The organism is Verrucomicrobiia bacterium (assembly GCA_019634635.1).
In the GTDB taxonomy this organism is placed as follows: Bacteria; Verrucomicrobiota; Verrucomicrobiia; order Limisphaerales; family UBA9464; genus UBA9464.
Genome location: JAHCBB010000006.1, coordinates 133,194 through 153,263 on the forward strand (window position 1 = coordinate 133,194; position 20,070 = coordinate 153,263).

Below are 20,070 nucleotides of genomic sequence, written 5' to 3' on the forward strand. Positions count from 1 at the left end.
CGTGCAACAGATGTCCTGTCCCTTGGGAACCCAAAAAAAAGTGAGATGCGCCCCGTCGGGCCGTCCGGTGGAGTCCAGCATGGCTCCAAGCGGTTGGGCGACTTAGCGTGCCGGCGGTGAACCGGGCGGGCGACTAAAGCGACCGAGCCTGGCGCAAGTCGCGTCTGGCGGCGCGGCTGTTGCTTCTCCGGGAACTGCGACCGCTTCGAGCCCGCGAGCAGCGACTGGCCCGGCAGCTTTCCCGGGATTCGGAGGTGACCAACCGTCTCATCCAGCAGGCCCTTTACGTTCTCGGCATCGGTCCGCGCAAACATGAGTTCGACCGCAGACTGGTGGCGCGCGGAGATTGACTGGGCCACGCCCGCCGGCCGGTGCTTCAGCGGCTCCAGGCGGCGCTGCCTGCCAACCGTGCGTTTCGCCTGACCGTGCAGGGCTCCGCACCGCTCCAACTCACGCTGGATCGCGAGCTGCTGAGTGGTGACGTGGACTTGTTTTCGGATGACGACGAGGACCTGAGCGGCCTGATTGCGGATGCGGGTCTGGACAAGTCCCGCGGCGGGCTTCATTTGGAGTTCGGATTCGAACTGAGCTTTCGAACCAGTCCGCGATGGCGTCAGCGCGCCAGGACCGTCACGCTGGCCCATGTGACATTCGTGTTTCCGCATCCGATTGATATCCTCATCGGCAAGCTGGACCGATTGGAGCCGAAGGATCTGGAAGCCTTCCGACGCGTGCGCGAACTCACGGGGCACCCGACTGCCGGGGAACTGCAGCACGAGCTGCAGAACGCGGTTGATCTTTTCCGACCCGGCTTTGGCGACGATTCGCCCAACCGTTATCCGGAGAACACCCGGCAACGGTGGCGGGAGCTCTTTGGACAGGGCATTGACATCCGGCGCGACATCATCGAGCCGGCCATCGCGCGCCGAAGGGTGGGCTACGGGGAAACGCCGCCGGACTACAAGTCCCTCCTCGGCGGCTGAAAACGCCCGGACCACCAGCGGCGTCTTGCAATGGTACCCCGACCCGGAATTGAACCTGGATCGTCGGTTTAGGAAACCGCCATTTTCGAGGGCGCGACGCTGCGTGACAAAAGTCCGATCTGGCTCGTCAAGAGGGGGTTGGCGACGCCCAAATTCGCGCCGGTGGTTGACCGATTCCGGTCGTTATCGCGCAGTTTCATCCCTTTCCACTGTCGGAATCTGTCGGAATCCGGTCAGCGGTTTTGGGAACCGCGGACCGGCAGGTTCCGGCGTGCCGCAGCAGAAACGGAGCAAACCTGCCCGATTGGATACCGGGGTTCCGTTGGCATTGAACGGTGGGGGAGGGTGCCGGATGGCTCCCCGTGAACCGTACGCGCCACCGGGAGTTCGGCATGCATGTGGGGACTCCACAGGCGGACCGCTCAGCACGGCTTCGCTTCACCGGGGTACCGCTGGGAGAGAGAGTGCAGGGAAAGGGCGGCAAGAGAGATTGCCTCCGAATCCGAGACGAGTGTGAATGTGCTGACCGCGCAGTTGGATGACACGACGGGGTTGGATGAACCGGCCTTGTTGGACCGGGCAACTTCGTTAGGCCGTGTCATGTTCTGCCAGGACGAAGATCTGCTGGTGGAAGCGACTCGGCGGCAGCGCGGCGGGCACTACTTTGGTGGCGTCGTTTACGCCCACCAACTGGGCGTCACGATTGGTCGGGCGGTCAACGATTTGGTGATTCTCGCACAAGTCCCCAGAACCGGAGGCGACAGGACCTCCGGGAAGGGCGGTCCACAATCGCGCACGTTGACTTCCAGCCTCTGGACACCATGATGCCTGCGTGAGAACCACGCTGACACTTGACCCCGACATTGCGGCCAGGGCGAGGAAGGGGGCGGTCCGGCTGAACAAGTCCTTCAAGGAGGTGATCAACGCCGCGTTGCGGGCGGGGCTTGATGACATCCTCGCGCCGCCGGCGGCCAAACCCTACCGGACGAAGCCGCGTCCTCTGGGCCTGCGCCAGGGCTTTTCCTACGACAACATCTCCGAACTCATCGCCGCTGCGGAGGGCGAAGACCATTCATGACCCTCGTGGATGCCAATCTCCTTCTGTACGCCGAGGACAGCCTGTCGGAACACCACGCAGCCGCCCTGACCTGGTGGGACGGCCAGCTCAGCGGCTCCGGGACCGTCGGGTTGTGCTGGCCGGTCCTGAACGCCTTCATCCGCATTGGCACCAATGCCCGCCTGCACCAGCGTCCGCTCACGCTCAAGGAAGCCATCGAACGTGTGCAGAGCTGGCTCGATCAACCCTGTGTGAGGGTCCTCCAGCCCACCGACCAGCACTGGACGATTTTCCAGCAGATGCTCCGGAGCGGGAATGCGGTGGGCAACCTGGTTTCCGACGCCCACCTCGCGGCGCTCGCCGTGGAACACAACGCCGTGCTGCATTCGACCGACGCCGACTTCTCACGCTTCCGAGGCCTCAAATGGAGAAATCCGCTTGCGGGATGATCCCGAAATTCTGGAGTGAGGTCGTCCGCGTTGCTCAGATAGGCGACGAGACGGCCCCCCGGCCCTCACCGAGGATGGGAGCGGCGGAATGGCCTCCGAGGCCTTGGAGGAACTGACCCGTCTCGATCCGCCGCCATCCGCGGAATGTGTCCGCCAGTTTCGGGCAATGATTGACGCGGTACCCGAGGGAAAAATGACCCAACCAGAGGGGGCGGCCGGCTGGAACACGAGGGGGGCAACGCTGATGGAGGTCGGCAAGGTGGACGACGCCCGGGTGTGCTTCGCCCAGGCGCTGGATCTGGACGCTGACTACGAGCCAGCGTGGCTCAATCTCGCCCTGTCCTTCGGACGCGTCCGCGACTTTGAACCGGCGCTGACCGTGCTGGACCGCTACCTGGGGGACTATCCATCGTCGGAACAGGGCTGGCACCTGCGCGGCATGGCGTTGGCGAATCTGGAGCGACACGAAGAGGCCGTCTCCAGTTATGCCCGTGCCCTGAAGATCAACCCGCGGCTCGTCGAGGCGCTGCGGTGGTCAAGCGCGGCGCTGCTCCGTCTTGGCAGAAACCCGGAGGCCCTCGACGCCTGCCGGCGCGGACTGGAAATCGCCCCGGCCGATCTCGAACTGCTGTTCTTTCAATCCAAGGCCCTGCACCGGCTGGGACGGGAGGCGGAGGCCCTGCAGTGCACGGCGGAGATGAAGCGTCTCGATCCGGAGAAGGCGAGGGCGCTCCTGGAGGCAGACCCTTGAAGGCCGACGCTCGGACGGACCTTGTTCACCGTGCCCGGTAACGATGATCCCGATCCGATTCGTGTGCTTCGAGCCCGTCGAGCCCTGGCATTCCCGAATCACGGAGATCGTCCTCGATTCTGAAGGAGTGGACTGAACCGCATTGAACCTTTGCCTCGAAGAACCAGCGCGGCAATCTGCCCCCATGTCACGATGGTTGGTGTTGGTGATGATCAGCCTGCTCCCGGCAGCGGTCGGCGCCGAGCCCTCCCTGGCGGAACGTTTGGGCTACGCCGCGACCGACCGGTTGCTGATCGTCAATGGCGACGATGTGGGCATGTGCCATGCGGCCAACGTCGCGACCGTGGACGCCCTGGAGAACGGACTCATGCGGTCGGCGACCATCCTCGTCCCGTGCCCCTGGTTTCCCGAGATTGCCGATCATGCGCGGACCCATCCGGAGAAGGATTTCGGGATCCATCTTTGCCAGACCTCGGAATGGCGGCGGTATCGGTGGGGTCCGCTGTCGCCAAAGTCCGAGGTGCCCGGACTGGTGGATCCCGACGGCTACTTCTGGCACGAGACGCCCCAGGTGTATGCGAAATCGAATCCGGGGGAGGCCCTGATCGAATCCCGGGCGCAGATCCGGAAGGCCCTGGCGGCGGGCGTGGATGTCACCCATCTGGACTCCCACATGGGCGTGCTCCAGTACCGTCCGGACTATTTGGAAAGCTATCTGCAGCTCGCCGTCGAGTTCGACCTGCCGGTGCGGATGGCCTCCGAGGAGGCCTTTGCCAGGGCCGGGCATTCCGGATGGCGCGAACGGTTCGCCGCCCGGGGAATCCTGTTTCCCGACGACCTCATCTTCGACATCCATTATACCAATCCCGGGGAGGTGAAGGGGTTTTGGATGGAACGTCTGGCGGACCTCAAGCCCGGGGTGACCGAGCTGTTCATCCACGCCGCGCTGCCGACGGACGAGCTGCAAGCGATCACCGGCACCTGGGCGGTGCGTGCGGCGGAACATGAACTCTTCACGCGGGATGCCGACCTGAGGGCCCTTCTGGAGGCGCAGGGCGTGAAGCTCATTGGCTTCCGTCCGATACGCGAGCTTCAGCGGCGGCTTCGGAAGTCCGGGCCGTGACGGAGAATCACGATGGAGTCGCACCGGACCGGTTGACGTCGAAATTCGGTCCGTGGCTTTGAGACCGTGCAGCCCTGGGACGCGTGCGCCGACGTCCGGTCCCGGGGGGGTGCTACAATCCTCGGAAGAATGTCGCAGCCGTGGACGAGGTCGCCTCGGCGACGGCGTTGAGGTCGAGGCCCATGACCTGGGCGGCGCACTCTGCGATGTTTCGCACATGGGCGGGTTCGCAGCGCCGGCCCCGATGGGGCACAGGGGCCAGAAATGGGCAGTCGGTCTCCAGCATGTATTCGCCGGGCCGGACTCCGGACAGGGTTTCACGCAGGCCGGCGGCGTTCTTGAAGGTCAGGATCCCCGTCACGCTGATCAGCGAATCGAGGTGGCGCACGGCTTCCAGTTCGGCGGGGCCGCCGCCAAAGCAGTGGAACACGGCGCGAATCCGGGAAGCGTGCGGGGCAAACTGGTCGAGGGTGGGCTGCCACGAATCCCGGGTATGGATGACCACGTTGAGTCCGAGTTCCGCGGCCACCTCGAGCTGCTGCTCGAACACCACCTGCTGGCGGGTGATGATCGCGGCGTCCGCCCCGGGATCACCGCCCGGCTCCCGGGAGGGCAGCCGGTGGAAGTCGAGGCCGCATTCCCCGATGGCGACGACCCCGGGTTGCCGCGCCAGTTCGCGCAACTCTGCCCGGAAATCCATTGGGGCCTCCCCGGCGTGGCCCGGATGCCAGCCGACCGCGGCGGACACCCCGGGCCATCGCCCGGCCAGGTTCACGGCGCGGCGGCTGGAGTCGAGATCGGTGCCGATGGTGACGATGCGGGTCACGCCCGCGTCGTGCGCCCGCCGCAGCACCGCCTCGAGATCGCCCGCAAACTCCGGGAAATCGAGGTGCGCATGGGTGTCCACGAGGGGCGTCATGAATCTGGCGGATCTCCGATGCCCGAACTTCCCGGCGGAACCAAGCCGGAAGTTGCCGGTGCGCCGGATTTTGAGTGCTTGATTTGGCGGGCGGAGCCGCCGACCGTGACGGCGCAATGGCCGGGGCCGGATCCCGGGTGCCGGCTGCTTGCGGTACCGTTTCATCGCCCCCATCCATGAAAACGTCCGCCCTCCCCCCTGGACCCCCTGCCCGGATTCATCCGGGTTCACCCGCGTTCACCCTCATTGAGTTGCTGGTGGTCATTGCGATCATCGCCATCCTCGCCGGCATGCTCCTGCCGGCCCTTGGGCGTGCCAAGGATCGTGCCCAGCTCACGGTGGATCTGAACAACGTGAAGCAGATCCTGCTGGCCAACCAGTTGTACGCCGCGGACAACAATGACTACAACGCCCACCCGACGTGGGGTGGGGATCTGAGCGGGCCGGATGGCTGGGTGTACGCGACGCGGAACAACGGCCGGATCCCGGGAGGTCCGCAGACACCCGGATCCGCGGCCGGCCGGGATGTCAACTCGCTGCAGTTCAGCAATCAGGTGGCCTTTTTCCGCATCAGCCAGCTCGGACCCTTCTTGGGATCCCACAAGGTGTGCTGGTGTCCGAAGGACGTCGCCACCCGGGGTTCCGGACGGCTGCGGACGCTCTGGCTGGCGCGTCCGTTGAAGCTGACCTCCTACTGTTGGAACGGCACCATTGGTGGCTACAACAACATCGGCCGGTCACCGCCGTTTGGTGACGGGCGCACCTACAAGATCAGCGACTTCCTGGCGACCGACTGGCAGCTCTGGGAGCAGAACGAGCTGGACCCCCTCAATTTCAACGATGCCTCCAACGTGCCGCCGCCCGGAAATGCGGGCAACGGGGTCTCGATCCGGCATGCCGGCTCCTCCGGCTGGGGCAGCTTCAATAATCCCAACGGCCAGGGCACCGCCACCCGGTTCCCCGGCGGTGCGGTGGTGGGCACCTTTGGAGGCGCCGCCCAGCTCCAGAAGTGGAATTACTCCTACGACCTGATCAATCGGATTCCCTTTCCGAACGACATTTTCAACGGGCCGATCTACCGGCGCTGAAGCGTGACCTGGAATCGGGCGCTCCGGACGCCGGCTTGAGTTTCCCCCGGGTCCTTGGTTTTGTGCGGGCATGTTGCGATCGGGAGCACTCGGAGGTTTTGGCGCCTGCAGTGTGGCATTGGCCGTGGCGGCTGGTGTGGTGCTGGGGCCGATGGGTTGTTCCACGGTTCCCGAGACGGGACGTCGTCAGTTGAACTTTCTGTCCTCGCAGGAGGAAATGCAGCTGGGGCTGACCGAGTTCAACAAGATGAAGCAGGAGGTCCCGGTGTCGAAGGACCCCGATGGCAACGCGATGGTGCAGCGCGTCGGCCACCGGATTGCTGCGGTTGCCACCCTGCCCGATGCCCAGTGGGAATTCGTGCTCTTCGAGAGCCCTGAAGCCAACGCCTTTTGCCTGCCCGGGGGCAAGGTGGGCATCAACACGGGGATCCTTCCAATTTGTCAGGACGACGCGGGGTTGGCGGCCGTGATGGGCCACGAGGTGGCGCATGCGGTTGCGCGGCACGGGGGCGAGCGGATGTCGCAAGCCCAGGCGATGGGGATCGCCGGACAGGTCGGCGCGGCGCTGATGGGCGGGTCGAAGTACGCCAGCTGGACGCCGGTCGTCACGCAGGCCTACGGAGTCGGCGCGCAATTGGGGGTGGCGCTTCCCCACAGCCGGTCCCAGGAGGCCGAGGCGGACGAGATCGGCATTCTCTACATGGCGCGGGCCGGTTACGATCCCAAGGCTGCGGTGGCGTTCTGGGAGCGGTTTGCCGAGTACAACCGAAGCCGCGGCGGCGCGAACACCGCGTGGTTCCTGAGCACGCATCCAACGGACGCCGCCCGCATTCGAAATTTGGAGTCGTTGCTGCCCCGGGCGGAGGCCGAATACCGGCCGGCGGGACCGTGAGGGATCGCCGCGCGCGAAGCGTCGTGGAGTGCGGTAGCCCTCTACCGCTTTCCCCCAGGGTTCAACGAACGCGGGAGGAGAAGGATGCGCCTCCGACGCGGAAGGAAGCCGCGGTGGCAAAGCGCCAGGGGGCTGGCGCAGTCCAAGACCTGGCGGCGTGCCGATGGCTTGTGGCGGTCGCGAAGCGTCGTGGAGTGCGGTAGCCCTCTACCGCTTTCCCCCAAGGTTCAACGAACGCAGGAGGTGAAGGATGCGCCCCCGCCGTGGAAGGAAGCCGCGGTGGCAAAGCGCCAGGGGGCTGGCGCAGTCCAAGACCTGGCGGCGTGCCGATGGTTTGTGGCGGTCGCGAAGCGTCGTGGAGTGCGGTAGCCCTCTACCGCTTTTCAACGATAGCGGATCAGAGGGCTTGATGGCCATTGTCCCTCCATGGTTGAGCTCAAGATCGCCTGGCCTCACTCGCCAACCCATCAGCTTGCGACCGGCGGCACGTTTTTCGTCACGACGAGCACTTACCATAAGGATCACTATTTCTGCGGCGCTCAACGCCTCGGCGTGCTTCATCGTGGACTCCTCACGGTAGCGCGCGATCACGGCTGGCAACTCGAAGCCTGGGCGGTCTTTTCAAACCACTACCACTTTGTGGCCCATTCCCCGATTGGCCAGCCTACTGCCGAAGACCTCAGCCGGATGTTGAAAACATTGCATGTGAGGACTTCGGGATGGTGCAACCGTCTGGATCGCACGCCGGGTCGACAGGTGTGGTTCAATTTCCGTGAGACACGACTGACCTATCAGAAGTCCTATTTCGCGCGGCTGAACTACACGCACCAAAACCCCGTGAAGCACGGCCTGGTGCCGGCGGCCGACCAGTATCCGTGGTGTTCCGCCGCATGGTTTGAGCGAACCGCCTCGCCAGCGCAGGTGAAGACGATCTACCGGTTCAGGACGGAAAAGCTGCAGGTTTACGACGATTTCGAACCATCTCCCGACTGGCGGATCGGCATCCATGCCTCGTGATTCGCGAAGCGTCGTGGAGTGCGGTAGCCCCCTACCGCTTTCCCCCAGGGTTCAACGAACGCGGGAGGTGAAGGATGCGCCCCCGACGTGGAAGGAAGCCGCGGTGGCAAAGCGCCAGGGGGCTGGCGCAGTCCAAGACCTGGCGGCGTGCCGATGGCTTGTGGGGGTCGCGAAGCGTCGTGGAGTGCGGTAGCCCTCTACCGCTTTCCCCCAGGGTTCAACGAACGCGGGAGGTGAAGGATGCGCCCCCGCCGTGGAAGGAAGCCGCGGTGGCAAAGCGCCAGGGGGCTGGCGCAGTCCAAGACCTGGCGGCGTGCCGATGGCTTGTGGGGGTCGCGAAGCGTCGTGGAGTGCGGTAGCCCTCTACCGCTTTCCCCCGGGGTTCAACGAACGCGGGAGGTGAAGGATGCGCCCCCGACGCGGAAGGACGCCGCGGTGGCAAAGCGCCAAGGGGCTGGCGCAGTCCAAGACCTGGCGGCGTGCCGATGGCTTGTGGGGGTCGCGAAGCGTCGTGGAGTGCGGTAGCCCTCTACCGCTTTCCCCCGGGGTTCAACGAACGGGGGAGGAGAAGGATGCGCCCCCGACGCGGAAGGACGCCGCGGTGGCAAAGCGCCAGGGGGCTGGCGCAGTCCAAGACCTGGCGGCGTGCCGATGGCTTGTGGGGATCGCGAAGCGTCGTGGAGTGCGGTAGCCCTCTACCGCTTTCCCCCAGGGTTCAACGAACGCAGGAGGAGAAGGATGCGCCCCCGACGTGGAAGGACGCCGCGGTGGTAAAGCGCCAGGGGGCTGGCGCAGTCCAAGACCTGGCGGCGTGTCGATGGCTTGTGGGGGTCGCGAAGCGTCGTGGAGTGCGGTAGCCCTCTACCGCTTTCCCCCCAGGCCTTCCCAATCTGCCGCTTGACCCGGCGCTTGCCGGTTCCGTGTCGGTTCGCACCGAAAGCGGTGGAGGGCCGCCGCACTCCACGGCGCTCCGCGCATTCCCGCCTCCAGTTCAGGCCTGCCCACCGGCGGCATCGGCCGCCCGGGATCGAGCGGCGCGGACCCGTTCCGAGGGCACGTAGCGGGTGGCAAATTCCCTGCGGTACTCCCCGAAGGTGCCCGCCTCCAAATGCCGTCGAATGTCGGTCATCACCCGGAGGTAAAAGTGACTGTTGTGGATGCTGACGAGCCGGAGTCCGAGGATCTCGTGCACGTTGAGCAGATGCCGGATGTAGGCGCGGGTGTGGTTGCGGCAGGCGAAGCAGGTGCAGCCCTCCTCGATCGGGCCGAAGTCGGCCTTCACGGCGCCGCCCTTGATCGCGTAGGTGCCCCGGTGGGTGAATGCCGTACCGTTGCGCGCCACCCGGGTGGGCAGCACGCAGTCGAAAAGGTCCACTCCCCGGGCCACCAACTCAACCATCTGTGCCGGGGTGCCGAGTCCCATCGCATAGCGGGCCTTCCCGGCGGGCAGGTGCGGCTCGGACATCTCGACGGCGCGCATCATTTCGGGCTCCGGTTCGCCGACGCTCACCCCGCCGATGGCGTAGCCATCGAACTCCATGGCGACCAGGGCTTCGGCGCACTGACGACGCAGGGCGGGAAAGTGAGTTCCCTGGACGATCCCAAAGACCAGTTGCCCGGGCGCCCGGGGCTGGCGGCGGCATTCCTCCGCCCATCGCAGGGTGCGCTGGACCGCCTTGACGACGTCTTCCCGCGGGGCGGTGTGCGGGGGACACTCGTCGAACACCATGGCGATGTCGGATCCCAGCTCCCGCTGGATGGCCATGCTTTCCACGGGGCCGAGGAAGACGCGTGACCCGTCAAGATGGCTTCGGAACTCGACACCGTGCTCCTGGATCTTGCGGATCTTCCCGAGGCTGAAGACCTGGAAGCCACCGGAGTCGGTGAGGATCGGGCCCGACCAGTTCATGAACCGGTGCAAACCGCCCGCCAACCGAAGGATTTCCATGCCGGGGCGGATGCTCAGGTGGTAGGTGTTGCCGAGGAGCACCTGGGTCCCCATCTCCAGCAACTCCCGGTTGTCCAACGCCTTGACACTGGCCTGGGTCCCCACGGGCATGAACGCCGGGGTCTCGATGGCGCCGTGTGCCGTGTGCAGCCGCCCGCGCCGCGCGCACGATCCGGGATCGGTCTGGATCAGTTCGAACACCGTGAAACCTTGCCGGCACACCCGCGGTCAACGCAATGTGCCTCCGTGCCGCCCGAAGGGCGGACCAAAAATCGTGCTGGGACGACAACTCGGGGTTGACTTTCCCGCGACACGGGGCTGACTGTATGGCAGTTCACACACAATTACGTCATGATTGCTTCCCTCAGAACTTCGATCCGCCCACGGGTTCGCTCGGGTTTCACCCTGATCGAGCTCCTCGTGGTCATTGCCATCATCGCGATTCTCGCCGGCATGCTCCTGCCGGCCCTGGCCAAGGCGAAAACCAAGGCGCAGGGCATCATGTGCATGAACAACGGCAAGCAGTTGATGCTCGCTTGGAAGCTGTATTCGGGGGACCACAATGACGTTCTGGTTTCCTCGCTGACGATGAATCCGAATCCATTGCGCCGGGTGATCTGGATTGAAGGCAACCTGGATTTCACAAGCCGGGACAATACCAACAACCGCTTCATCACCAACGGGCCGCTGTTCAAGTATGCCGGGGGGTCGTTCGCCGTGTACAAGTGTCCGGCCGATCGGGCCGCGAACGGCAAGATCGCCCGGGCCCAGAATGCGACGCCGCGCATTCGCAGCATCTCGATGAGTCAGGTGTTCGACTTCGGTGGCTGGTTGCCTGCAGCCCGGTATCGGACCTACGAGCGTGACTCCGACATCGTCAATCCAGCGCAGACCTTCGTCTTTGTGGATGAACATCCCGACAGCATCAATGACGCGGCTTTCGCGGTTCAAATGGTGGAGGATGACGCCCGCACTGGAAACATCATTGACATGCCCGCTGCCTACCACAACGGCGCCGCCGGATTCGCCTTCGCCGACGGCCACTCGGAGGTCCACCGCTGGGTGGGAAGTGTGATCAAGCCTCCCGTCCGGTACAACGGACAGGTGGCGTTGAACATTCCCGCGGGGAATTCGCTGAATGATGCGAAGTGGATGTCGCGAAACACGACGGTACGCCGGTGATTCCCTCCTCCTCCCCGCCCTCTGGCCGGGGAGAGGCGCCTGGGAGGTGAACGAATTCACTGCCGCCCCTGTGGGCGGCAGTTTCGTTTTTTGCCGTGGTCCCATCCCATCCCTATCGGCGACGGGCCGCACAGATCCTCGTGCTTTGTTGCGCGGTCTGGGCGGTCAGCTTTCCCGCGATGAAGTCGCTCGAGATGATCGGGCGCCTCCGCGCCCCGGGGAACGACAGTCACTTCTTCGCCGCGTGGTGCGTCTGCCTTAGGTTTGCCGCCGCGGCCGTCCTGCTGCTGCTGGTGGCCGGCCGTTCCCTCAGCGGGTTGACCCGCAGCGAGGTGACCCAGGGGGTGGGCCTGGGCATCCTGGGAAGCCTCGGACTGCTCCTCCAGATGGATGGAATGGCCTACACCCGGGCCTCCACGTCGGCGTTCCTCACGCAGGGTTATTGCGTGTGGCTGCCGTTGTGGGTGACGCTGCGCCACCGTCGCCGACCCTCCCTCGCCGTGCTCGCCGCCTGCGGCATGGTGCTGGGCGGCGGCGCCATCCTCGCCGGGGTGGACTGGGGCCATCCGCGGCTGGGCCGCGGTGAATGGGAAACGTTGGCCGCGTCGGTCGCGTTTGCGGGGCAAATTCTGTGGCTGGAGCAACCCCGGTTTCGTGGCAACCGGGTGTTGCGCTTCAGCCTCGTGATGTTTGCCACGGTTGCGCTGAGCGTTTTGCCGGTCGCCCTCTGGAGCGTCCGCCAGGCATCGGACCTCGCCGTCGTGTACTCCAGCGGACCGGCCCTCGTGCTGATGGCGGTGCTGGTCGGGCCCTGCACCCTCCTGACCTTCCTGCTGGCCAACCGTTGGCAGCCGGAAGTGCCGGCGACCGAGGCCGGCCTGCTCTACGCTTCCGAGCCTGTCTTTGCCGCCGTCCTGGTCCTCTTTCTTCCGGGGCTGATCTCCCGGATGTCGGGCATTGAATACCCCAATGAACGCCTGACCTGGAATCTGGCGGTCGGCGGCGGACTGATCCTCGCGGCCAATCTCTGGCTGCAACTTGGACGGAAGGGTGGATGAGACCGGGGTCCGGCTCCGCCGCGACCCCTCCGGTTTCGCTGTTCCCGGGAAGAACGACCGGGCTGCGATCCAACCGGACCGTCATGTCTGTGACGGGAGGGGGTTGAGCGATGCGCCCGGGGCCACGTCAAGAAAATGCCTTCCCATCCGGGCGAGACTTCCCTGACGCTGGGCCCCGTTTCGCGTATGTTTTCCGGTACGTTCACGGCCATCGTCACCCCGTTCCGTCGCGGCCTCCTCGATGAGGAGGCCCTCGGACGGTTGATCGAAGCCCAGGTCCGCGGTGGCGTGGATGGGATCGTTCCGGTGGGCACGACCGGGGAGTCCCCCACGCTGGATTGCGAGGAGCACATCCGGGTGGTGGAGCTGTCGGTGCGGCATGCCGCGGGCCGGATCCGGGTCATTGCAGGCACTGGCGGCAATTCCACGCGCGAGGCCATTGATCTCACGCGGCGCGCGGAGGCCGTGGGTGCGGATGCCACGCTCCAGGTGGCGCCGTATTACAACAAGCCCACGCAGGAAGGGTTGTTCCAGCATTTCAAGGCGGTCGCCGGGAGCACGGGCCTGCCGGTGATGCTGTACAGCATCCCCGGGCGGTGTGGCGTGGAGATCGCCGTGGACACCGTGGTCCGCCTCGCCGGGGCGTGCCGAAACGTGGTGTCCCTGAAGGAGGCCGGAGGGTCGTGTGACCGGATCAGTCTGCTGAAGGCCGCGTTGCCGGACCGTTTCTCGCTGCTGAGTGGCGATGACTCGCTGACCCTCCCGTTCATGGCCGTTGGCGCGAGGGGCGTGGTGAGCGTGGCGTCCAATGTCGCCCCCCGACAGGTGTCGGCGATGGTGCGCCGGTTCCTGGAGGGCGACGCCCGGGGGGCCGCCCGGATTCATGCCCGGCTGTTTCCGCTGTTCCGCAATCTGTTCGTCGAGACCAATCCCGCCCCGGTGAAGTCCGCCCTGGAGACGCTCGGATTCCTCCGCGATGGATTGCGCCTGCCGCTCGTGCCGGTCAGCGCCGAGAACCGGCGGTTGATTCGCAGGACCCTCCGTGAGACGGGCGTCCTTCGCGGCGCGCGCTGATCCGCACGCCCCGTCGCGGGTCGCGCCAAGAAAACACCCCGCCTCGGCGGGGTGTTTCGACGGCTCGTCAGGGGAGGGGCCCCCGGACCGTGGATCAGTCAGCCCTGGAATCCCGTCAGCGAACGCGGGAGCTTGCGGCTCCGATGAGCTGCTGGACCGAATCGGCTTGAGGTGCCGTCAATCCCGGGATCCTTGAAAGCTTCTGCAGGGACGCGAGGGCCCCCGAGTAGTCCCTGGAAGACAGCGCTGAAACCACGCTCTGGACGAGCTGGTTGGAGGGAATGTCCGCATTCCTGAACGCCGCGACCAGGGCCGCAGTGTCCAATCCGGCGGCGGGTGCTGCGGGTGCTGCGGGTGCCGGAGCCGTGGTGGAATCGGCGGTGGCCGGGGCATCCTTGTGGGAGCCGGAATGCTGGCAGCCAGCCACGAGGACGACAGCCGCCAGCAGGGAGGGGATCAAGACAAGCTTCATGGTGCGCGAATGGGTGGAACTGCGTGTCACTGAGTAGGATTGAACCACATTTGACAGAACGTCAACAACGGTTGCTCCGCCCCGAAATTGGCATTGGTGGCGCGGTGTGCCGTCGGTAGGCTGTCGCGGACATGAGTTCCATTGCTGCCGACGCGACCATGGCGGTCTTCCTGGATCTGGAGAACATCGCCCTGGGTGCCCGCGACGCCCGGTACCCCCGGTTCAGCATCCAGAGGGTGTTGGAGCGCCTGCTGCTCAAGGGACACATCGTCGTCAAGAAGGCGTACTGCGACTTCGATCGCTACAAGGAATTCAAACGCGACCTGCACGAGGCGGCCTTCGAGCTCATCGAAATCCCCCATCTGCGCATGTCCGGCAAGAACTCGGCGGACATCCGGATGGTCGTGGACGCCCTGGACCTTTGTTACACCAAGGGCCATGTGGACACCTTCGCCATCATCAGCGGCGACTCCGATTTCTCCCCGCTGGTGAGCAAGCTGCGGGAGAACGCCAAGAAGGTGATTGGCATCGGGGTGAAGCAGTCCTCGTCCGACCTCTTCATCAACAACTGTGACGAGTTCCTGTACTATGACGATCTGGTGCGGAAGGACACGGTGCGTGCGCGCCAACGGACCGTGGGTGCGCCCCCGGTGCCGGGCGAACCGGCACCCGCGCGGATCGTTCCCGAGGAACCCAAGGGACCGCCGTTGATTGATGCGCTCGAGCAGGTGGTGGTGACCCTGGAGGCGTTGACGGAGGAGCGGGAGGGGGATGACCCGATCTGGGGCTCGATGGTCAAGCAGGCCATCAAGCGGCGGAACCCGGGATTCAACGAACGCGCGTACGGCTTCAAGTCGTTCAACGACCTCCTGCTGGATGCCCAAAAGCGCAATCTGGTCGTGCTGGAGTCCGACGAGAAGTCGGGCGGTTACACGGTGCGACTGGCGGAGTGATTCCGCGGAATGGGGGACGCCGGACCCGATGCCATCGGCCCGTCGGCCTTACAGCCAACCGCACCGCACCGCACCGCACCGGACTTGGCCTCAGGCGAGGATGCGTCGGCGGTCCGGATCGTACCAGGGGCGGAGCGCCACCCGGGCCGGAATTCTGGACCCGTTGAGCAACACCTCGTAACGCCCGGCCAGCACCCAGTCCGCGGATGCGGCATCGCCGTCGGGATGCTTCACATACCCCATGGCCACCGACGCGCCCACGGTGTGCCCGTAGGCGCCGCTGGTCGTGTAGCCCACCGTGCGGCCCTCGCGGAGAATGGGTTCGCTGCCCCAGAGCACCGGCTCCGGATCCTCCAGCGCGAAAAGGGCGAGGCGCCTCGAAACTCCGGACCGGCGCTGCGCCTCGAGGGCGTCCCGTCCCATGAATCCTCCCGGCTTGTCCCAGGCCACCGCGAATCCCAATCCGGCCTCCAACGGTGTCTCGTCGGGCGACAGCTCGGCCCCAAAAGCCCGATACCCCTTCTCGATCCGAAGCGACTGGATGGCGAAATGACCGGCATCCGCGATCCCCAGGTCCTGCCCGGCCGCCCACAGGACGTCGTAGGCCGGCAGGGTCTGCTCCACGGGCAGGTGCAGTTCCCAGCCCAGTTCGCCCACGTAGGTCACCCGCAGGGCGTGAGCGGTGGCGGAACCCACCCCGATCACCCGGGCGGTGCCAAACGGAAACGCGCCCGGGGAAAGGTCGGCATCGGTGACCCGCGCCAGAAGGGTTCGCGCGGCCGGACCCATCACCCCGATCACTCCAGACGCCGCCGTGACGTCGAGAATCTCGACCCGCTCCCCGGGAAGTCGGTGCCGCAGCAACCAGTCCTGATCCCGTCGCGCCTGGGTCGTGCCGGTGACCCATTGGAACGTCTCGGATGCCAGCCGCACCACGGTCAGGTCGCTTTCAAACCCTCCGCGGTCGTTGAGCATGGCCGTGTACACCAGGCACCCGACGGGAACGTCCACCCGGTTGGCGCAGAGGCGGTTCAGGAAGGCGGCGGCATCCGGACCGGAGACGCGCAGCTTGCCGAATCCGCTCTGGTCGAACAGGGCGACGCCCTCGCGGGCCGCACGATGTTCCGCCGCGTGGTTGCCAAACCAGTTCTGGCGGCCCCAACCGTATTCGGTGCGGGGCAGGGCGGCCCCGGTGTCCGCACGGGCAAACCAGTTGGGACGCTCCCAGCCCGCCTTCACCCCGAAGCAGGCGCCGTGGGCGGCGAGGCGTTCATGGAGCGGACTCAAACGCACGTGGCGCGCGGTCTCCGGCTCCCGGTTGGGCCAGGCCATCTGGTAATGTAACCCGAGGACCTCGACGACCCGGGCGCGCAGGTAATTGCGGTTGTTCGCCCAGGGGCCGAAGCGGCGGACGTCCACGCTCCACAAGTCCATGCCGGGCTGGCCTTCGAGCATCCATTCCGCAAGGCATTTGCCGGCGCCGCCGGCACTGGCGATGCCGACGGAATTGAACCCGCAGGCGACGAACAGACCGCGCAATTCGGGGGTTTCACCGAGCAGGAACTGGTTGTCCGGGGTGAAGCTTTCCGGCCCGTTGACGAAGCGCTCGAAGCCCGAGGTCGCGAGTGCCGGAATGCGGTGCCTCCCGTTGGCGAGGGGGACGGAGAATTTTTCCCAGTCCGGCTCCAGGAGCTGGAAGGAGAAGCCGGGCGGCACGGCGTCCACAGCCCATGGTTTTGATTCGGCCTGGAAGGCCCCCAGCATCACCGAACCGCCCTCGCCCCGAAAATACAGGCAGAGGTCCGGGTCGCGTCCCACGGGCAGCTCATCGAAGGCCCCCGGAATCGGATGGCTGACGACATAATGATGTTCCACCGGATGCAGGGGCAGGCTCACGCCGCAGCGCAGCCCGAGTTCGCGTGCCCACATTCCGCCGGTGAGCACGACCCATTCGGCGGTGAGGGTGCGGACCTCCGTGGCGCCATTTGGGTCACTGGAAGCCGGCACCTGCACTCGGACGCCTTCCGCCCGGCCGTTGCGGTGGAGGATGTCGAGGACGCGGACGCCCTCGAACACCCGGGCCCCGCGGGAACGGGCCCCAAGGGCCAGGGCCGTCACCACCTCCCTCGGGATCACCTTGCCGTCATGGGGAAGCCAGGCGGCGCCCAGGAGATCCTCGTGGCGGATGAGGGGCCATTTTTCGAAAGCCTCTGCGGGGCTGATCAGATGGGATTCGACCCCAAAGTACGCCGCCATGGCGCAGGTGCGGTGCAATTGCACCATGCGATCCCGGGATTTTCCGAGGATCAGGCTCCCCACCTGCTTCCAGCCCACCGGGTGGCCGGTCTCCCGTTCGAGGCGTGCGTAGAGTTCGGCGCTGTACTTGTTGATGGCGGTCAGGCTGGTCGAGGTGCGCAGGCGGCCCACGAGGCCGGCGGCGTGCCAGGTGGTGCCGCCGGCGAGCGCGCCCTGTTCGAGCAGGACCACCTCGCGCACCCCAAGGGCGGTCAGATGGTAGGCGACGCTGGCCCCGGCGATGCCGCCGCCGATGATGATGACGCGTGTGGAGGACGGAAGTTCCGAAGCCATCGGCGGCCGGCAATACCGGACCGCGGGAGTTCCGGCCATCCCGAATTCAGGGCACCGGTCCTCCGTGGCCGCTGCTCCGAACGTCGGCCCGGCTACTTTTCGAGAAATTTCACCACCGCCTCGGTGCGGGTGTGGACGCCGAGCTTGTTGAAGACGTGCTTCAGGTGGGTGTGAACGGTCAGCGGACTGATCTGGAGGGTGGCGGCAATCTCCTTGTCACGCAGCCCGCGCTGAATGCAGGTGAGGATTTGACGTTCCCGCCGGGTGAGACCCCCAAAGTCCGAGTCCTCCGCGGCATGCGGTGCGAACAGATTCTGGAAGTAGCGCCGCACGCCGCGGATCCCCGTCGCCGGTTCGGTGCGGTCCTCACTGCGGCCACCATCGAGAGGTTCGAAGAGCGACGGCAGCATCCGTCGTCGGAGGAAGTATCCGGATTCCACACCGGACACGGCGGCAAAAATGTCGTCGCTGGTCGGGAAAATTCCGTGACCGAGGACGAGGGGCAGGTCTGCGCCGCCCCGCTGCCGCCGCAACGGGTCGGCCACGACCGAGGCCTCCATCCGGGGCACCAGCAGCAGGTCGGCATCGGGCCGATTCCGGGAATGCCGGAGCCAGGCCGTGGTGGACTGCCAACCGACGCACGTGCAGCCCGGAATCCCGCCCAGCCAGTGGATGAGCGCCCCGCGGAGGATGTCGTCGGCCTCAATCACGACGATGCGGCGCCGGGCGGCAGCGGTCGGTTCCAGGTCGGCCGTTCCGGAGCGCGTCCGGGGCAGTGTGAACAGGGTCACGTAGGTCACCGCCAGGGGTGCCTCGAGCCAGTACACCGCGAACACGAACTCCCTGGGGATCCGGGTGGCCAGGCGGGACCATCCCTGGGCGGCAACGTCGGCCTTGATTTCGTGGGCGTTGCGTTCAGCTTGCTTCAGTTCGGTGGTCCCGAGAGGCACATACCAGCGCCGGGGTGACTCCCCGACGGCGGCAAACCACTCACGGTCCCCGAGATCCCGCAGGGTTCCGGCGTACTTCCTGCGGGTCAGCCCCTCCGCGGATTCACTGCCCGACATGGGGTATTGCTGTTTGGAGCGGTGATTCTGCATGGTCCGAAGTCGGCGGGCACGCCGTGTGTCTGCCGCCTCCGGACGTTACCGAAATGTGACCTTGATGTCTCCCAATACCCACCGAACGGATGCATTCCATCCACCGCATTGATGTCCTGTTGTACCCCATCTCAACCGTTGATCCGCGGATTTCGCCATGGATTCACCCTCATCGAGCTCCTGGTGGTGATTGCGATCATCGCCATTCTGGCGGGAATGCTCCTGCCGGCGCTGTCCAAGGCCAAGGCCAAGGCCAACCAGACGCAGTGTCTCAGCAACCTGAAACAGGTGGGGCTGGCGGCGACGCTGTACGCCGGCGACTTTCGGGACTATTTCCACCACCGGGGCAACGCCGGGGAATTTTCGATCCCGAACCACGGCCAGTGGACCCAAAGCCCCCAATTCACTGAATTCCTGCCGCCGGAGCACCCGCTGGCCTACTGGGCGGTCGCCTACCGCCCCTACAGCAGCGCTCCCAAGCGGCTCTATCGGTGCCCGAATGCGAAGATTGTGGATGAGTGGCGTGAAGACGGCTTGAGATACCCATCGGACTGGTGGCGGGACTCCAGCTACGGCATTGCCGTTTTTGCGGTGAACCCCGCGAATCCCCGGACGGGGGAATCCATCAGTTCGCGCCGCCGGACCGTCAGCTCGTTCTCGAATCCCGCCTCCACGGTGTTTGCCCAGGACGCTGCGGAACAGCGGATGGAAGGACCTGATGATTCCCTCGGGCTGTTCCCCGGGAGGACCGAGTGCCTGACCCAATGGAAGTACAGTCTGGCCTCGCTGTATCCGGGGCACCGGTTCGAGTTCGAATGGTTCCGTCACAACCGCCAGAACAACACCATCTGGATTGACGGGCATGCCTCCACCATCCCGTACACGAAAACGGGCGTGGATTTTCGCTGGTACACCGGTGATGAGCCCCTGACCTCGCCCCGATGAACCGATCCAGAGGTCCGCTCCTGTCGGCGACATTCGCCACCCTGGTCGTCACCGTCGGCTTGGGCTGCTCCCGTGAAGGCACCGCACCCCCGGCTGTCCTGACGGCCGGGGAGGTTCCTGAGCGGATTGAGTCCGTCTTCGCGACCGCTCCCACTGAGGCCCGGCAGGCCGCCGTGGAATTGAGTGGCAGTCTGGAGGCCCAGCCAGCCGGGGCCTTTTTCGGGTTTCAGGAACTTTCCTATCGTCCGGACCTCACCCCCGAGCAACGCACGGCCGTTGCCCAGGCGATGATGGCTGCACGGGCGAAGCTTGAGGCGGCGGCGGCTGGCGGCGACGCCGCCGCGCGCGAGGCCCTCGAACAACAGGCCGCTCGAAAGTGAGCGGTCACACCCCTTTCGCCTCTGAGTGGAGGTGAGAACGGCGGGCGCCGGCGGTGAAGATCCGTGTGTCACCCCGGCGCCCGCCACCAT

Annotated in this window: 21 protein-coding genes; 16 read left to right on the forward strand and 5 right to left on the reverse strand. The window is 65.8% G+C overall.

All coding sequences use genetic code 11. The annotated features are described in order from the left end of the window. Positions 1–179: 179 nt before the first annotated feature. The 7 genes from KF791_06105 to KF791_06135 all read left to right on the forward strand — a co-directional run bounded on the left by KF791_06105 (position 180) and on the right by KF791_06135 (position 4,363). Positions 180–350, forward strand: coding sequence for a hypothetical protein (locus tag KF791_06105; GenBank protein MBX3732150.1), 171 nt, complete (start codon positions 180–182; stop codon positions 348–350). Between the two features lie 21 nt (positions 351–371). Further along, on the forward strand, positions 372–983 hold the full coding sequence (locus KF791_06110; GenBank protein ID MBX3732151.1) for a hypothetical protein: 612 nt from the start codon (positions 372–374) through the stop codon (positions 981–983). Between the two features lie 513 nt (positions 984–1,496). After that, positions 1,497–1,808, forward strand: coding sequence for a hypothetical protein (locus KF791_06115; protein MBX3732152.1), 312 nt, complete (start codon positions 1,497–1,499; stop codon positions 1,806–1,808). A gap of 7 nt (positions 1,809–1,815) precedes the next feature. Further along, complete coding sequence (locus KF791_06120; GenBank protein ID MBX3732153.1) at positions 1,816–2,061, forward strand: DUF2191 domain-containing protein; 246 nt, start codon at positions 1,816–1,818, stop codon at positions 2,059–2,061. Beyond that, the gene (locus tag KF791_06125; GenBank protein ID MBX3732154.1) at positions 2,058–2,489 is read left to right on the forward strand and encodes a type II toxin-antitoxin system VapC family toxin; all 432 of its coding nucleotides are present in this window, start codon (positions 2,058–2,060) and stop codon (positions 2,487–2,489) included. Before KF791_06120 ends, KF791_06125 begins: the two co-directional genes overlap by 4 nt. An 88-nt stretch (positions 2,490–2,577) precedes the next feature. Then, entirely contained in the window at positions 2,578–3,240 is a 663-nt protein-coding gene (locus KF791_06130; GenBank protein MBX3732155.1) for a tetratricopeptide repeat protein, read from the forward strand. 184 nt (positions 3,241–3,424) lie between these two features. Further along, positions 3,425–4,363 carry a polysaccharide deacetylase family protein gene (locus KF791_06135; GenBank protein MBX3732156.1) on the forward strand — a complete coding sequence of 313 codons (939 nt, stop codon included), beginning with the start codon at positions 3,425–3,427 and terminating at the stop codon, positions 4,361–4,363. A gap of 112 nt (positions 4,364–4,475) precedes the next feature. Here KF791_06135 and KF791_06140 read toward each other — a convergent pair whose 3' ends face one another. Then, positions 4,476–5,282 carry a TatD family hydrolase gene (locus tag KF791_06140; GenBank protein MBX3732157.1) on the reverse strand — a complete coding sequence of 269 codons (807 nt, stop codon included), beginning with the start codon at positions 5,280–5,282 and terminating at the stop codon, positions 4,476–4,478. Positions 5,283–5,458: 176 nt separating this feature from the next. Here KF791_06140 and KF791_06145 point away from each other — a divergent pair, with 176 nt between their 5' ends. The 3 genes from KF791_06145 (at position 5,459) to KF791_06155 (ending at position 8,279) form a co-directional block, all read left to right on the forward strand. After that, positions 5,459–6,370 (forward strand): type II secretion system protein, encoded by a 912-nt coding sequence (locus tag KF791_06145; protein ID MBX3732158.1) that lies wholly within the window; start codon positions 5,459–5,461, stop codon positions 6,368–6,370. A gap of 70 nt (positions 6,371–6,440) precedes the next feature. After that, a complete protein-coding gene (locus KF791_06150; protein ID MBX3732159.1) occupies positions 6,441–7,262 on the forward strand; it encodes a M48 family metallopeptidase in 822 nt (273 codons plus the stop codon). A gap of 426 nt (positions 7,263–7,688) precedes the next feature. Beyond that, positions 7,689–8,279 carry a hypothetical protein gene (locus tag KF791_06155; protein MBX3732160.1) on the forward strand — a complete coding sequence of 197 codons (591 nt, stop codon included), beginning with the start codon at positions 7,689–7,691 and terminating at the stop codon, positions 8,277–8,279. 991 nt (positions 8,280–9,270) lie between these two features. Here the strand turns inward: KF791_06155 and tgt are convergent. Then, positions 9,271–10,428 (reverse strand): tRNA guanosine(34) transglycosylase Tgt, encoded by a 1,158-nt coding sequence (tgt, locus tag KF791_06160; GenBank protein MBX3732161.1) that lies wholly within the window; start codon positions 10,426–10,428, stop codon positions 9,271–9,273. A 150-nt stretch (positions 10,429–10,578) separates the two neighbouring features. Between tgt and KF791_06165 the strand changes: the two genes are divergently transcribed. The 3 genes from KF791_06165 to dapA all read left to right on the forward strand — a co-directional run bounded on the left by KF791_06165 (position 10,579) and on the right by dapA (position 13,541). After that, entirely contained in the window at positions 10,579–11,409 is an 831-nt protein-coding gene (locus KF791_06165) for a type II secretion system protein (GenBank protein MBX3732162.1), read from the forward strand. A 95-nt stretch (positions 11,410–11,504) separates the two neighbouring features. Further along, a complete protein-coding gene (locus KF791_06170; protein ID MBX3732163.1) occupies positions 11,505–12,467 on the forward strand; it encodes a DMT family transporter in 963 nt (320 codons plus the stop codon). A gap of 186 nt (positions 12,468–12,653) precedes the next feature. After that, complete coding sequence (gene dapA, locus KF791_06175) at positions 12,654–13,541, forward strand: 4-hydroxy-tetrahydrodipicolinate synthase (protein MBX3732164.1); 888 nt, start codon at positions 12,654–12,656, stop codon at positions 13,539–13,541. A 115-nt stretch (positions 13,542–13,656) separates the two neighbouring features. On the opposite strand, the gene KF791_06180 is transcribed toward dapA, so the two are convergent. Further along, positions 13,657–14,013, reverse strand: coding sequence for a hypothetical protein (locus KF791_06180; protein MBX3732165.1), 357 nt, complete (start codon positions 14,011–14,013; stop codon positions 13,657–13,659). Between the two features lie 131 nt (positions 14,014–14,144). Here KF791_06180 and KF791_06185 point away from each other — a divergent pair, with 131 nt between their 5' ends. Next, positions 14,145–14,966, forward strand: coding sequence for an NYN domain-containing protein (locus tag KF791_06185; GenBank protein ID MBX3732166.1), 822 nt, complete (start codon positions 14,145–14,147; stop codon positions 14,964–14,966). Between the two features lie 90 nt (positions 14,967–15,056). Here KF791_06185 and KF791_06190 read toward each other — a convergent pair whose 3' ends face one another. Then, positions 15,057–17,555 (reverse strand): GcvT family protein, encoded by a 2,499-nt coding sequence (locus KF791_06190; GenBank protein MBX3732167.1) that lies wholly within the window; start codon positions 17,553–17,555, stop codon positions 15,057–15,059. A gap of 92 nt (positions 17,556–17,647) precedes the next feature. Then, complete coding sequence (locus tag KF791_06195) at positions 17,648–18,655, reverse strand: response regulator transcription factor (GenBank protein MBX3732168.1); 1,008 nt, start codon at positions 18,653–18,655, stop codon at positions 17,648–17,650. 111 nt (positions 18,656–18,766) lie between these two features. Between KF791_06195 and KF791_06200 the strand changes: the two genes are divergently transcribed. Then, the gene (locus KF791_06200) at positions 18,767–19,600 is read left to right on the forward strand and encodes a prepilin-type N-terminal cleavage/methylation domain-containing protein (protein ID MBX3732169.1); all 834 of its coding nucleotides are present in this window, start codon (positions 18,767–18,769) and stop codon (positions 19,598–19,600) included. Then, the gene (locus KF791_06205; protein MBX3732170.1) at positions 19,597–19,980 is read left to right on the forward strand and encodes a hypothetical protein; all 384 of its coding nucleotides are present in this window, start codon (positions 19,597–19,599) and stop codon (positions 19,978–19,980) included. Before KF791_06200 ends, KF791_06205 begins: the two co-directional genes overlap by 4 nt. The last annotated feature ends 90 nt before the right edge of the window (positions 19,981–20,070 follow it).